This window comes from Trichococcus flocculiformis (assembly GCF_900113645.1).
Taxonomy (GTDB): Bacteria; Bacillota; Bacilli; order Lactobacillales; family Aerococcaceae; genus Trichococcus; species Trichococcus flocculiformis.
Window position 1 is genome coordinate 22,655 of sequence record NZ_FOQC01000019.1, and the last position, 14,196, is coordinate 36,850.

Here is a 14,196-nt window from a genome sequence, read left to right on the forward strand (position 1 = left end):
GGTGCTTTCCTCCGGGGAGTGCCTTTCTCAACGGAGTTGGGCTCTTCGGTATTCGTCTTCCTCCTGCAAGCGAATGTTGGCCAGAGCTGAGCACGGATTCGCGCCCTGTCCTCCGACGAACGAAGGCTCGCCGGAGGTACGAAGTTCACACTCGCACCTGCTCCGGCAAAACAACCCCTAACAGGAACTGGTGCTTTCCTCCGGGGAGCGCCCTCCTCGACGGAGTTGGGCTCTTCGGTATCCATCTTCCTCCTGCAAGCGAATGTTAGCCGGAGCTGGGCGCGGATTCGCACCCTGTCCTCCGACGAAACAAACCTAATCGGAAGACACACCCACTCCCTCGCATCACCTCCGGCATAGGCCGCGCTCGTCGGAGCTGCGCGGCCGCGGAACACCCTGTCGCAAATCTGCGATTATTAGATGCTAACCGGATGGAACTTTGGTATACTTTGATTAGATAGTAATCGTGAAAAGAAAGAAGGAAACACTATGGCATCAGCATTGATCGTATACGCAAGTTTGACAGGGAATACCGAAGAAATCGCCGATATCGTCGCAGACCAGTTGGAAGCATTGGGAGTGGACGTCGAAGTAAAAGAATGCACGCAAGTCGCACCTGAGGACTTCTTGGAATATGACATGAACATCATCGCGACCTACACATACGGAACGGACGGCGACCTGCCGGACGAATTCATGGACTTCTACGAAGAGATGGAAGACGTCGATTTCACAGGCAAAATCGCCGGCGTCGTCGGCTCAGGCGACACGTTCTACGAATACTACTGCAAAGCGGTGGATGATTTTGAGGAACAATTCAAGAAGTTCGGCGCAACAATCGGCGCAGAAAATGTCAAAATCGACTTGAACGCCGAAGAAGAGGATATCGCGAACCTGCAGAAATTCTCTGAATCAATGGTAGCGGCGCTGAGCAACTAAGTTCCCGCTCACCAGCAACACTGCAAGAAACAAAGCAAGAGTCGGCATTCGGGAATCCCTGCAGTTGGCTCTTCTTTTTTACAACAGGGAGGAGGATCTACATGGACGTGGGGATGGAATATGAAATATTGATGCTCCAGTTAGGGTCGTTGGCGCGCAAGCTTTTCAACGCCGAGGAGAATCTTTCGAAATACCAGGAAGCATTGGAAAAAGCCATTGCGACGCTGGAAAAGGAGAACCGCGACCTGGAACGGCTGCGCCACGATAGTTTTTCGAACACCTTGCTGAAGCTCTTCGGCAACTTTGACCGCCGCTATGACAAGGAATACCGCGAAATCATTAGCGCCAAAGTCGAATTCGATAAGGCCTACGCGATGAAGATCGCCGCCGCGCGCAGGGTCAAGGAAGTCGAAGCCGATATCGAAGAGAAAAAATTGCGGCTGCGCAACATCAAGGAAGACGTCCTGCGCAAACATCCGGACATGAACCAGGTCGTCAGCGAACGCCAACAGCAGATTCTGGCGATCCAGCACGAATGGCGCGAAACCAACGAAGCCGAACAAGCCGGACTGGCCGTGCTCGAAGCCCTCTCCGACATCATCACTGGCCTCGACGCCGCCGATGCCATCTCGACCTGGGACCTGATCACCGACAACAGTCTGATCCTGGATTTTTTGAAATATGATAAATTGGATGCCGCTGAAGCATCGCTGCTGCATCTTGAACAGACCGTCTACACTTTTGCCCGTGAGCTGCGCGACCTGGATTTCGTCTTCGAAACCGACCTCGAGACCATCTCCTCCACCCAGCGCGCCCTGGACATCTTCTTCGACAACCTCTTCTCCGACTGGGGAACGAAAGCCATTATTGAGAAGAACATCGAGAACCTGAAGAAGCTGCAGGACAGCACCGAGGACGTCATGGAAAGTTTGGCCGCGAAGAAACGCGAACTGGAAACAACACTGGAAGTGCTGGCGATTGAGGATGATACAGTAGTTTGAAATATATGTGAAGAACCGACTGGGTCTGTGGACCATCGGTTCTTTTTGTTTAGCGCGAACGCGAAACTCGAGTTTTGCCGGTAATGCTTGTTCCTCCGTTGAACGCGCTTCTCGCCGGAGGAGCGCTTCGGGTAATCTGTTCTCCTCCTACAAATGACTGTTGGCCGGAGCTGAGGGTTGGGCGGCTTGTTCTTCTCCGGAGAACGAGTCCTCGTCGGAGCTGACGGGCCATGAACATGGTATCAATTGTATATGTGCAAAAAAAAAGAACTGTTCAAAACCAGAATGATTTATTCTAGTTTTGAAACAGTCCTTTGAACCGTAAAAATCACGTCAATTTTTTAATGGGAATTGACAAACACCAACTGTATCTAAAGTATATCATTTTCCGAGGTGTCTGCAATAGCAATTTGAATTTTGTCAAAACTTTTTCTGAATTGAATATCGGTCTTGGAAAAGACGATACTGGCGTCTTCTTTTAACTGGGCTTTACTGTAACCATCATCGCGTTTTTTCAGAGAAAACAATTCAATCATGATTTTCGGATCCTGTCGTTTGAATACAAGATATTTTATCGGAATATGCTGGGTGAATTTCGGCAAGTCCCCTTTTTCGTTAAATGTAAAGTCATTCTCGTCACCGAAAAAGGACGTACCGATCAGCTGAACACCTAACCCAAGCCCCCTAGAAGTAAACACGCAATTATAATAAATGTATATAACCAGATAATCGGGTAACATTGCACGAAGGATTCCATAGTATTTGTCTTTGTCTTTGATATTCGAATCGTTGATCATTTTGATTGCACGATGAAAGAGTCTAAAAAAATCGCCATTATTATCCATATTTTTAGCAAACATTTTCTTATCGATGATTTGAAAAGCGTGCTCAAATCGGATTGGTCTGTTCAAAAGTTCATTCTCTTTATAATGATGCTTTAGCAGTTCCATAACACCTATATTCACGAGTGTTTCAAACTCTTTTTGATTGAATGTTGCTTTTCTTTTTAGAGAAATGGACGCACTCAGAGCATTTGATATTTGGGGATTACTCAAAAATTTCCAATAATCCTCTTTGTTATCAGAAGTAGTTAATTGTTTTACTTTTTTACGCAAAATGTCGTCTACACTGCTTTGATTCAGCATACGATTTATTTCAGTTTTGTTCAGATGGAATATTTCCATCAATTTGAAAGCTTTATGCACATCAACACTTTTATGATAAGGTTTGTCATCTAGAGATTCTTTTATGGTGTTAACAAAGTCGATTATGTCTTTTTCAGTGATGGATTTGCTTTTTTCAATTATCATGTCCAAGAGTTTAAAAAAAGTGTTCACCACTCTATCATCATCGCGATGTAGTTTATCTTTGTTTGAATTAACTCGATAGGTAATAAGTGTAAATGCAAGTGCAGCCAGCGAAATAATTTCGCTTGGTTCAAAATTTGTGTTAAAAAACGAGAATATAGGTTCAAATTTTTTAGCGTTGGAACCTAACATATTTGTTATCGCATTTACATAATCTACAGCCATGAGCGACACAATAGATGTACATGCTAGAAACAGGACAAGTTTATTTTTGTAGACAATAGATGATTTTCCCAGAAAAGAAAAACCCGAAACAATTAAAAGCATAATGTAAAACAAAAACTTTATTTTCAATGGAAATCACCTCGTCTCTTTGATCTGTCAGAGCGATTCTTTTTCTGATAATCCGAATGGAACCAGCGCCTTTTCGACACGCCTTTTCTTAGCGTACCGCTGGATGGTTGAGTAGTTCAAGTTGTATTTATCCCGGGCATTGGCGATGATTTTTTTCACTTCGGATGCGCCTATAGGCAAAATCATGGGATCGTTTATTATCAGGTCGACCAATAATTGTTCCAGCTTCGGAATATGGTAATTCTCATTTATTCGATTCCGCGGGGAGTCGACATACAGCCTCTTGAGGATAATGTTTTCCTCTTGCGGCGAAATGTAAAGATCATAAAATTTTTCGTCCGGATCGAGATAAATATTCCGATATTGTTGCTTCAGGAAGTGAAAAACGGATTCCAGAGCATCATTATCGACTTCAAGGATAATATTTTTGGACAGGTATATGTGATCCGCCAAATTAGACAACCATTCAGTCGGGTAGACAGAAAAATTAGCGTAAGGATATTTTTCTTGGATCATTTCGGCGAGCTCAATCATCTTCTTCGTTTGTTCTGGCTGAAACACCTGCTTTTCAGGCAAGGCGAATTGCCCTCTACTCGGGCTATAGAGGACATTATTTTGCTTCAATTGATAGATACGCCAACGCAACGTGTTTACTTTTAAATCCGGTTCAAAAGTCTGATAAAACTGCAAAAGTTGCTGTGTCGATACGGGTTGATTGTGTTTAAGAAAAATCCCCAGTTCATTTAGCCTCAATTTTGAAGTCATAATCTGTCCTCCATTTTTTCTAATAAACGTGTCAAAAACGAATACTGACCCTTTTGTTTGATGTCATTATAACCAACTGAGCGGCATAAAACAACAAAATGAGCCGATTGTTAGGTTCGCTCTTCGTTAGGCTGCAGGTCTGGGTTGAGTTTCTCCTGTGAACGCCCTTCTCACAGGAGTTGGGGTTTCGGTAATCTGCTCTCCTCCTGCGGGCGAATGCTGGCCGGAGCTGAGGCTATCGGCGGCTCGCTCTTCTCCTGGGAGCAAGTCCTCGTCGGAGTTGACGTCCCCCTGATGAACGCCAGCTCCGGCGAAGACAACCTTGGTCGGAGCTGGTGCTTTCCTCCGGTGAGCGGGCTTCTCGCCGGAGTTGGGCTTCCGGTAATCGGCTGTCCTCCTGCGGGAGAATGTTGGCCGGAGCTGGGGGCTGGGCGGCTCGCTCTTCTCCGGGGAGCAAGTCCTCCTCGGAGCTGACGGACCGTTACAAACGCCTGCTCCGGCGAGGACAACACTTATCGGAGGAGCGAGCGGATTCGCCGGCTGGGGGACGCATTCGGGAAGCAAAAGCGTTAATTTTTTTAAATGATATTGCATTTATTGCGTAAATGTGAGAATATAGTACATGTAATCGATTTTATGTCAATTACAGGAGCCCTTGTGGTTCCAGCTTCTGTTTAATCCCCCCAAGGTTAAATAGACAAAGCTCAGCTTCGGCTGAGTTTTTTTGCGTTCCGGGGTCAATATCGCACAAATATAAGGGAAACTTATCTATTCTCTAGAGATAAGTTGTGCTATGATAGTGCTAGTTCGTTTATAAGCATAGGAGTGAATACACAATGGCATTACCGAATTTTGAGGAAAATCTGCAAAAGTACGCCAAATTGTTGGTTTCGAAAGGGATCAATGTGCAAAAAGGCCACACGATCGTCATCAACATCGACGTCGAGCAGGCACCGTTCGCGCGTCTGTTGACGAAGGAAGCCTACGCGTTGGGCGCCGAGGAAGTCATCGTCAAGTGGACCGACGATATCGTCACCCGCGAAACCTACCTGCACACGTCCGAGGAGCGCATGACGAACGTTCCGCAGTACAAGATTGATGAAAGCCTCGACATGATTGAAAAGAAAGCGAGCCGCCTTTCGGTACGCTCGGCCGATCCGGATGCGCTGAACGGCGTCGACGGCAAGAAGTTGGCTGCCGTGCAAAAGGCTAATAACGTCGCCTTCGATGCGCAACGCACCGCGACCCAAGCCAACAAAGTGAGCTGGACCGTCGCTGCCGCAGCCGGTGCGAAATGGGCGGCGAAAGTCTTCCCCGAGCTGGCGACCGAAGAGGAACAAGTCGACGCCTTGTGGAATGAAATCTTCAAGACATGCCGCGTCTACGAAGCCGATCCTGTGGCTGCCTGGGATGCGCATGAAGCGCGCCTTCTGTCGAAAGCCGACGTGCTGAACGCGGAGCAGTTCGACGCTTTGCATTACACCGCGCCGAACGGAACCGATTTGACTGTCGGTATGCCGCAAAACCACATCTGGGAAAGCGCCGGCAGCGTGAACGCGCAGAACGAGAAGTTCATCGCCAACATGCCGACCGAGGAAGTCTTCTCCGCGCCTGATTTCCGCCGCATCGACGGTATCGTGAAATCGACGAAACCGCTGAGTTACGCCGGCAACATCATCGACGGCATGACGTTCCGGTTTGAGGGCGGCCAGGTGACCGAAGTGACCGCCGAAAAAGGCGAAGACACGATCAAACGCCTCGTCGAAGAAAACGACGGCGGACGCAGCCTCGGCGAAGTCGCCCTGGTTCCGGATCCATCACCGATTTCACAATCCGGTATCGTCTTCTTCAATACCCTGTTCGACGAAAATGCCTCCAACCACTTGGCGCTGGGTTCGGCTTACGCATCCAGTGTTGTGGGCGGCACCGAAATGACCCAAGAAGAGTTGGCTGCAGCCGGCTTGAACCGTTCGACTACGCACGTGGACTTCATGATCGGGTCCGCGGATATGAATATCGACGGAATCCGCAAGGACGGATCGGTTATGCCGATCTTCCGCAATGGGGATTGGGCGTTCTAAGGGTTTGTTGTTAGTTTGGTTGGCCTCCCGGAGACGGGAGGTTTTTTGTGTTGTTTTTTTGGGGGTTCGCCGGAGCAGATGGCTGGATGGGTGCGTCAGCTCCGATAAGGGTACGCTCGCCGAAGAAGAGCGTGCTGTAAATCTCCTAGCTCCGGCTAACATTCCTTCATCGGAGAAAATTTATTACCGGAAACCGCAACTCCGGCGAGCGAACCTTTCGCCGGAGGAAAGCAGCAGCTCCTATAAAGCTTGCCTTCGCCGGAGCTGGTGCCTGCAAGCGTGCGTCTGCTCCGATAAAGACCTGCTCACCGTTGAAGCGCGTGCCGCATAGCTGCCAGCTCCGGCCAACATTCCTTCATCGGAGGAAATCTATTACCGGAAACCGCAACTCCGGTGAGAGCCCCGTTCCCCGGAGGAAAGCACCAGCTCCTATAAAGCTTGCCTTCGCCGGAGCTAGCGGCTGGATAGGTGCGGCAGCTCCGATAAGGATCCGCTCACCGAAGAAGAGCGTGCCGTAAATCTCCTAGCTCCGGCTAACATTCGCTTGCAGGAGGAAATCTATTACCGGTAACCACAACTCCGGTGAGAGCCCCGTTCCCCGGAGGAAAGCACCAGCTCCTATAAAGCTTGCCTTCGCCGGAGCTGGCGGCTGGATAGGTGCGGCAGTTCCGATAAGGATCCGTTCACCGAAGAAGAGCGTACCGTAAATCTCCCAGCTCCGGCCAACATTCCTTCACAGGAGAAGGACTATTACCGGTAACCCCAACTCCGGCGAGCGACCCTTTCGCCGGAGGTAACGGCGCCGTTTTCTCATTATTAAGAATTCGTAACGGTACGGTACTTTTCTTTAGTTCTGTTTTTCGATAAGCTATAATGTGGGTAGAGAGTCAGACAAGTCTTCACGAAAGCAGGGTGTTTATCGTGGTCGATCGAAAAAAACGGATGGAACAGTTCGAGGAGGTTTCACAGGCGGTGGAACCAGAAAAACCGTCCAGCCTGAGTTGGTTGTATATTTTCGGTGCAGTGCTATTGATTTTTGGCCTTACTTTGGTCTTCCAGCAAATGAGCGGCACGACGGATGGCGAAGTGCGACCGGCCGACATCGAGAGTCTGCAAGCGGAAATCGCTGAGCTTAAGGGTACGGTTTCGGATTTGGAAGCGCGCATCGAGGCATTGGAAAATGAATGAGATCAGAGTGTGATGAATCCCGGGTAGAAATCGTGCACTGAGAGGACTAACACTAAATCGACGCTTTTTTTCCGTGTATGATAATCAGCTTAGGCACAGATTTCTGGGAGCCAGAACACGTTTTAGAGGGCAGCTGATTGGCTGCCCTTTTTATGCTTTTCGCCTACATTCTCTGACTCGAGGAATTTTTTTCAAACGGTTGTGGAAATTGCACGCATTAAGTGATACAATGAATAGTGTTCTGTTGGTCCTATAGCTCAGCGGATAGAGCACTCGTTTCCTAAACGAGGTGTCGGAAGTTCAATTCTTCTTAGGACCGTCATATTTGAATGATAAGGAGGTGTCTCATATCGAGGCGCCTCCTTTTTTATCGTTTATCGATAGCGCGCGTATTTGCCGACTGAATAGATACCGAAAATGATAAAACACCTGACAGATTGCTCTTCTGTCGGGCGTCAGCCCAGGACGGTGACTCAGTTACCCGAGAGTCCGACAGGCTGTCGACTAATCTGATACCGAAAAGCACAAAACACCAGACAGGTCGCCCTTCTGTCGGGCGTCAGCTCAGGACGGTATCCCAGATACCCGAGACTTCATGCAGCTGTCGACTAACCTGATAAAGGATTATTTGTAACTCCACACTTCCCCAAAAAAAACAGGCCAGGACTTTTGGGTCCTAACCTGCAGTTTGTCTCCTGACAAAGCTATAATTGATAAATCAAAAAACAGTCTGGGGCCGGATTCGGACTCCGGTCCCAGACTTTTCGCAGTTGTTTTGTTCCTTCAGCGTCTTTTCCGTCCAACCCATCAGCCTGAACCTAAAATGTAGCGAAGAATTCATATTCGTTCATTATAGCGAAGCGAAGTTATGTATTGCGATCAAATGATTAAAATGAGATGGGGTAATGCGGGGAGGATTTCAGCTACGGGATAGGCAGAAAAGAAACTTCAGACTGCTCCATTAGTGATTGATTGATATAAACCTACCTCCAGCGATTGCTTAAAATGTGTTCTACAATTGGCTGTGCACCATTGCCATTTAAACAAAAGTTGTTTACCTTAGTAAGAGCTCTCTTACTAAGATTAGTATAGCACCACTGCGTAATCTTTTCTATCTGTTTTTTAATGTCCAAAAAACAAGAAAATGCCAGCCAATATTGAACGATATGAAATTACAGGTGTCTCTAAACCTTGTCAATTCAATAAAATAAAATTAGTTTGTCTGAATTACTTACTTTTAACCCCTAGGAACACCGTCCATTATATTAACCAATCAGCCGAAAAGCATACAACATAATTATACTAAAGGGTCAGAAAATACAAAATTGTTTTTCGCTGAGTGGCCCGCTTTGTATAGTCATGTTGAATTTTTTTGAGGGAATATTCAGAAACTTGACACAAGATCACTCCAAAAGATGAGCCCCTTGAAATGCTCGAACTATAGTTCCTTGATGAATGACTTCCGTAAAATAAAACCAGCCGCAGCGACTCCCGTAATGCAATCGGGTGCCGCTGCGGCTGGTTTTTGTTGATTAAAGGATCGTATCGCCTTCGCCATATGAGCTGCGGCCAGCTTCGATGATGCCTTGGTTGCTGTCGCCGTTGTAGATGGAGTTTTTGACCAATACATAATCACACTTACGGATAGCAGAAATATCTCTTCCGCCCGCATAGGAGATCGAGGATTGCAGATCTTCGCGCATTTCGTTCAACGTGTCTGCGATCGTGCCGCGGTAAGGCGTCAAAATCTTTTTGCCTTCCACGTTTTTGCGTTGGCCTTTTTGGTATTCGGACGCACTACCGAAGTACTCTTTGTACAAGCCGCCGTTGATTTCCTTCGTTTCGCCCGGTGACTCGTCGTGTCCAGCCAATAATGAGCCGACCATGACCATTGTTGCACCAAAACGGATCGATTTAGCGATATCTCCGTTTGTACGCACGCCGCCATCAGCGATGATCGGTTTGCTTGCAGCTTTCGCACACCAGCTTACCGCCGCCAATTGCCAGCCGCCTGTACCGAAACCAGTCTTGATTTTGGTTGTGCAAACTTTACCAGGTCCGATTCCCACTTTTGTCGCATCGGCTCCGGCATTTTCCAATTCACGGACGCCTTCAGGAGTACCCACGTTACCGGCAATCAGGAATGTTTCCGGCATCACAGCTTTAACGTGTTTGATCATACGGATGACTTCATCGGAATGACCATGCGCCACGTCGATCGTTGTATATTCAGGAACGGCTTTTTTTGCCGCCAATTCATTCACAAAATCAAATTCTGCCGCTTTGATCCCCAAACTGATCGAAGCAAACAAACCTTTTTCCTGCATCTTTTGGATGAACGGCAAACGGCTCGCCTCATCAAAACGATGCATGATGTAAAAATAACCTTCCCGCGCTAATTTTTCAGCAAGTTCTTCATCCAGAATCGTCTGCATATTCGCAGGCACCACCGGCAATTTGAACGTACGGCCACCAAGCGCGACAGTCGTATCGCATTCGGAACGGCTTTGCACAACGCTCTTATTCGGAATTAATTGTACATCTTCATAATCAAAAATTTTCATTTCTATTTCCCTCTTTCTGTTTGGCATTGCTCACCACAGGCTTATTGAACCTTTAACGAACAACATCTCAGTTATGTCTTGATCAGAACTGCATAATCTGAATATTTATATTCTGTCAAAATTCAATTTAAATCCTTCAAGGTAATGGATATATCACTACGCATAGTGTTGTTAGAACGCGTATAATCAAGGCATGAGAAACACAAAGATATTCACTTTACCTTGAACACGTTGAGTTAACACTGGCCACAATGAAATATACATTTAGGTACTGATGGAAACTGGACCATTTTGCGAAGTATATTAGTAGAACCAAATGATACTACAATTCCAAAATACATCAGCTATTTACGCGAAAAGGAGATGAAAAACAATGAAGCTGAAGGGCATTAAAATAAAATTGCACCCTACTGAAAATCAAAAAGCGTTCATCGATAAGAACCTCTCATTAAATCGTTTCGTCTGGAATAAACTGCTCGGGATGCAACAGGATCGATTTGAAAATGGGGGCGACTATGTAAATGCTTATGGCATGCACTATTTGATGAAAGCCCTCAAAATCGAATTTCCATTCCTGAAAGAAGCCGAAAGCACCAGCCTTGAGTACACGTCAGATGATCTGGATGACGCATTTACCCGTTTTTTCACGAAACAAAATAATCACCCTCGCTTCAAATCACGCAAACACCCAAAGAACACTTACAAGTCGAAATGCATCAACCACAACATAATGATCGTCGACACACATTACCTCAAGTTGCCGAAACTTGGTTTGGTAAAGTTCTTTGGCGGACATCGCATCCAAGATAAAATTAAAAGCGCCACAATTCGCAGAGAATTAAACGGGTCCTATACAGCAACCATCCACGTCGAACACGAGCCCAAGGTATTCGAAAAGACCGGAAATGTGATTGGAATTGATTTAGGCCTTACTGATCTGGTCATCCAGTCGGACGGATTCAAACTCAAAAACAAACAGTTTGAACGTTCTCTAGCGAAGAATAGACGACAGTGGGAACGAAAGTTTGCTCGTCGTCACACTCAGGCACTCGCTAAAATCGAAGAAGCAAAAGCTCAGGGAATCGATCTTAAACTTTCGGACTTCAAGAATTTGCACAAAGCCAAGGAACATATTGCCCGTATCAGCAAAAAAATTGCGAACCAACGGGCAAATTATCTGCAACAGTATACAACCAGTTTGGTTCGGAGATTCGATCTCATAGCAATGGAAAATCTGTCAACCAAAAAACTTATGCAGAATCATCATTTGGCACGCTCTATTGCCGATGCTTCTTGGGCGAAAATCAAGTCCATGCTAACTTATAAATGTGATTGGTACGGGAAAGAACTTATTTTGGTGGATGCTCGCTACACAAGCCAAATTTGTTCCCATTGTGGAGAAAACACCGGTAAAAAACCACTTCATATTCGTAGGTTTGACTGCCCACATTGTCATTCTGTAGGTATTGATAGAGATGTCAATGCAGCAAACAACATTCTGAACAAAGCGTTGGCTTAACGTTAAAAGCAAAAGTTAGGAATGAGCTTTGGTTAAAAGTCGTAACCTCTGTCGGTTTGAAAATATTCAAACTGATAAGTCAGCGATGTTCCCAGAAGCTCGGGCATTCATTGACGAGTAGTTCCCGTTAGTGCACAATTCCATTTAGGAATCACTTTACCCAGATAAAGACACAAAAACAAAAAATATTCTCTATCGTAAAGTCCCAATAGTAAGTTACACTACTGCCCCACGTTTGTCAAAGATTAATTAGTGATGAAAATTTCGGATTTCTTATCATCGCCACGAAAGGCCGAGAAATGGCGCATCCCAGCAAAGTTCGGTGCATCCCCATCAACGATAAAAAGACAACAGTTCCTGGAGCGGTCCGCGATCACGGAAATCCTTAAGATTGACGACATGGAACGGATGCGCCACAGCGAAACCCCGGATCGGAATCTCCTTCAGCTTCCCCTCCACCAGCTCCTTTTCGACCGAGATCCGGTAGAGGAAGGCGATGCCTCGGTTCTCCGCCACCAACTGCTTGATCGGGCCGATGCCGCCGACGACGGTCGCCCGCCCGAAACTGCTGAGGTTCGCACCCTCTTTCAGGAGAGCATTTTCCAAAATCCGTCGCGAACCGGAGCCTTCCTCGCGGACAAAGAGGTGCTCACTGAACAGCGCCGCCAACTCCTGCTCGCTGCGCCACAACGGGCTGGCGGCCGCGCAGACGCCGATAAACGGCTCATCGGACAGCTTTGCGAAGCCGAGTTGGCTCTGGTTGAACTCGCCTTCGATGAGTGCAAAATCGATTTTCCCTTTCTGGATCAAGCCGGTAAGCGTGGCTGTATTGTCGACGATCATCGATAAATGATGGCGCGGATGCTGCTCCAAGTAGTGCCCAATCAGTCCCGGCATGACATATTCGCCGATTGTCAGTGTCGCCCCGAAAGACAGCGTCGGCGCATCGTCTTGCTGTAGCAGATGTGTGCGGATCCTCTCCACATCGCGGTTCAGCAGCGAGAGTTGTTCCTCCAGATAGCGCCCCTTTTCAGTGACCAGCAGCTGCTTGCCTTCATAGCGGAACAGCTGGACGCCCAGCTCCTCCTGCAGATGCTGGATGTGCTGGGTCACGGCAGGTTGGGTGATATTCAATTTCTTGGCGGCTTTCGTGTAGCTGCCCTCATCAATCAGCGTGAGAAATGTTTTATAGCGGTTATCCAGCATATTTGGCGCCTCCTATTAATTTTGCTTATACCTGCATAATAAATCATTATTTTTATTTATGCAAAAAGTCGGGTAAAATAGATTACTGTAATGCAACATTTAGGGAGGATTTAGACACTCATGAAAATAAATACACTCAAGAAAGAACTCGATGGGGTACTGCCCGGCCTCGCCGCCAGCATCGCCATCTCATTGGTCAGCCAATTCTTCGCCCGCTTCCTGCCAACGCTCGGCGCCGCTTTGATCGCCATTTTGTTGGGGATGCTGCTGGGCAACACGTTCCTGAACCGGCCGGAACTGGGCTCAGGCACGAAGTTTTCCGAGAAACGGCTCTTGGAATACGCCATCGTCCTGAACGGGCTGATTTTGGATTTCCAAGTACTGAAGTCAGCAGGGATCAAAGGCTTCGTCTTTATTGTGCTGCAGATGTCCCTGACGATTTTCGTTACCTACAATCTCGGCAAATACTTCGGCTTCGGTAAACGCTTCGCTCTGCTGATGGGCGCCGGCAACGCAGTCTGCGGCTCCTCAGCCATCGGGACCGTCTCTCCGATTGTCAAAGCCGACAACAAAGACAAAGGCATCTCGATTACCATCGTCAACCTGACCGGCACCGCGCTGATGATCCTGCTGCCGGTCCTGGGCTCCATTCTGTACGGCAGCGACACGCTCCGGACATCGGCCCTGATTGGTGGAACTGTCCAATCCGTCGGCCAAGTTGTCGCCGCCGCCAAACTTGTCAATGACGACGTCGTCACCTTGGCGACCGTCTTCAAACTGATGCGCGTACTCCTGATCATCGGCGTCGCCGTCTTGTACGGGCGTATGAACATGAATGAAGGAGAATCTTTGTTCACACGCAAAAAGCGCGCGGTGGGTGCTAAAGGTGAAGCATCTGACGGAGCAGGAGCGTCCGCCAGTCCAGCCGTCTCCTACGGCGTGCCGTGGTTCCTGACCGGATTCGTTGTCTTCTTCCTGATCCGCAGCTTTATCGGCGTTCCCGATGGCGTCTTGGTCGCCTCAAAAACGATCAGCACCCAATTCGAAGTCGCCGCCCTCGCCGCGATCGGCATGCGCGTAAAATTCGCCGACATCATCAAAGAAGGCCCCAAAGCCATGCTGTATGGGTTGACTGTTGGTGCTGCGCAAGTCGTTATGGCTGTGGTGCTGATACGTGTGTTTTTCGGATAACTGCAACAAAAAGCATCGGTTCCTGTGGGAGCCGATGCTTTTTTCTTTGCTATCGCGCGATCTGTCGGGTGTTTTGCGGTT

The 14,196-nt window shown here is 47.6% G+C and carries 10 protein-coding genes and 1 tRNA gene; 7 read left to right on the forward strand and 4 right to left on the reverse strand.

Features of this window, described 5'->3' with window-relative positions; genetic code table 11:
* Positions 1-489 precede the first annotated feature (489 nt).
* Positions 490-939: a flavodoxin gene (locus tag BMZ71_RS08135; protein WP_086989074.1), complete on the forward strand. Its 450-nt coding sequence runs from the start codon at positions 490-492 to the stop codon at positions 937-939.
* A gap of 101 nt (positions 940-1,040) precedes the next feature.
* Positions 1,041-1,940: a coiled-coil domain-containing protein gene (locus tag BMZ71_RS08140; protein ID WP_086989073.1), complete on the forward strand. Its 900-nt coding sequence runs from the start codon at positions 1,041-1,043 to the stop codon at positions 1,938-1,940.
* Positions 1,941-2,311: 371 nt separating this feature from the next.
* Here the strand turns inward: BMZ71_RS08140 and BMZ71_RS08145 are convergent, their stop codons facing one another.
* Both BMZ71_RS08145 and BMZ71_RS08150 read right to left on the reverse strand, forming a co-directional pair.
* The gene (locus BMZ71_RS08145; protein ID WP_086989072.1) at positions 2,312-3,601 is read right to left on the reverse strand and encodes a hypothetical protein; all 1,290 of its coding nucleotides are present in this window, start codon (positions 3,599-3,601) and stop codon (positions 2,312-2,314) included.
* Between the two features lie 27 nt (positions 3,602-3,628).
* Complete coding sequence (locus tag BMZ71_RS08150; RefSeq protein WP_086989071.1) at positions 3,629-4,366, reverse strand: DUF6577 family protein; 738 nt, start codon at positions 4,364-4,366, stop codon at positions 3,629-3,631.
* An 836-nt stretch (positions 4,367-5,202) separates the two neighbouring features.
* Between BMZ71_RS08150 and BMZ71_RS08160 the strand changes: the two genes are divergently transcribed.
* The 3 genes from BMZ71_RS08160 (at position 5,203) to BMZ71_RS08170 (ending at position 7,954) form a co-directional block, all read left to right on the forward strand.
* A complete protein-coding gene (locus tag BMZ71_RS08160; protein WP_086989069.1) occupies positions 5,203-6,447 on the forward strand; it encodes an aminopeptidase in 1,245 nt (414 codons plus the stop codon).
* Between the two features lie 972 nt (positions 6,448-7,419).
* Entirely contained in the window at positions 7,420-7,635 is a 216-nt protein-coding gene (locus BMZ71_RS08165) for a hypothetical protein (RefSeq protein WP_143596702.1), read from the forward strand.
* Between the two features lie 246 nt (positions 7,636-7,881).
* Positions 7,882-7,954, forward strand: a tRNA-Arg gene (locus BMZ71_RS08170).
* Between the two features lie 1,213 nt (positions 7,955-9,167).
* On the opposite strand, the gene BMZ71_RS08175 is transcribed toward BMZ71_RS08170, so the two are convergent.
* A complete protein-coding gene (locus BMZ71_RS08175; RefSeq protein WP_086989067.1) occupies positions 9,168-10,199 on the reverse strand; it encodes a GMP reductase in 1,032 nt (343 codons plus the stop codon).
* 373 nt (positions 10,200-10,572) lie between these two features.
* On the opposite strand from BMZ71_RS08175, the gene BMZ71_RS08180 reads away from it, so the two are divergent.
* Positions 10,573-11,718, forward strand: a complete 1,146-nt coding sequence (locus BMZ71_RS08180; protein ID WP_086989066.1) for an RNA-guided endonuclease TnpB family protein — start codon at positions 10,573-10,575, stop codon at positions 11,716-11,718.
* A gap of 333 nt (positions 11,719-12,051) precedes the next feature.
* Here the strand turns inward: BMZ71_RS08180 and BMZ71_RS08185 are convergent, their stop codons facing one another.
* Positions 12,052-12,924, reverse strand: coding sequence for a LysR family transcriptional regulator (locus tag BMZ71_RS08185; RefSeq protein WP_086989065.1), 873 nt, complete (start codon positions 12,922-12,924; stop codon positions 12,052-12,054).
* Positions 12,925-13,044: 120 nt separating this feature from the next.
* Here BMZ71_RS08185 and BMZ71_RS08190 point away from each other — a divergent pair, with 120 nt between their 5' ends.
* Positions 13,045-14,115 carry a YeiH family protein gene (locus BMZ71_RS08190; protein WP_086989064.1) on the forward strand — a complete coding sequence of 357 codons (1,071 nt, stop codon included), beginning with the start codon at positions 13,045-13,047 and terminating at the stop codon, positions 14,113-14,115.
* Positions 14,116-14,196 lie beyond the last annotated feature (81 nt).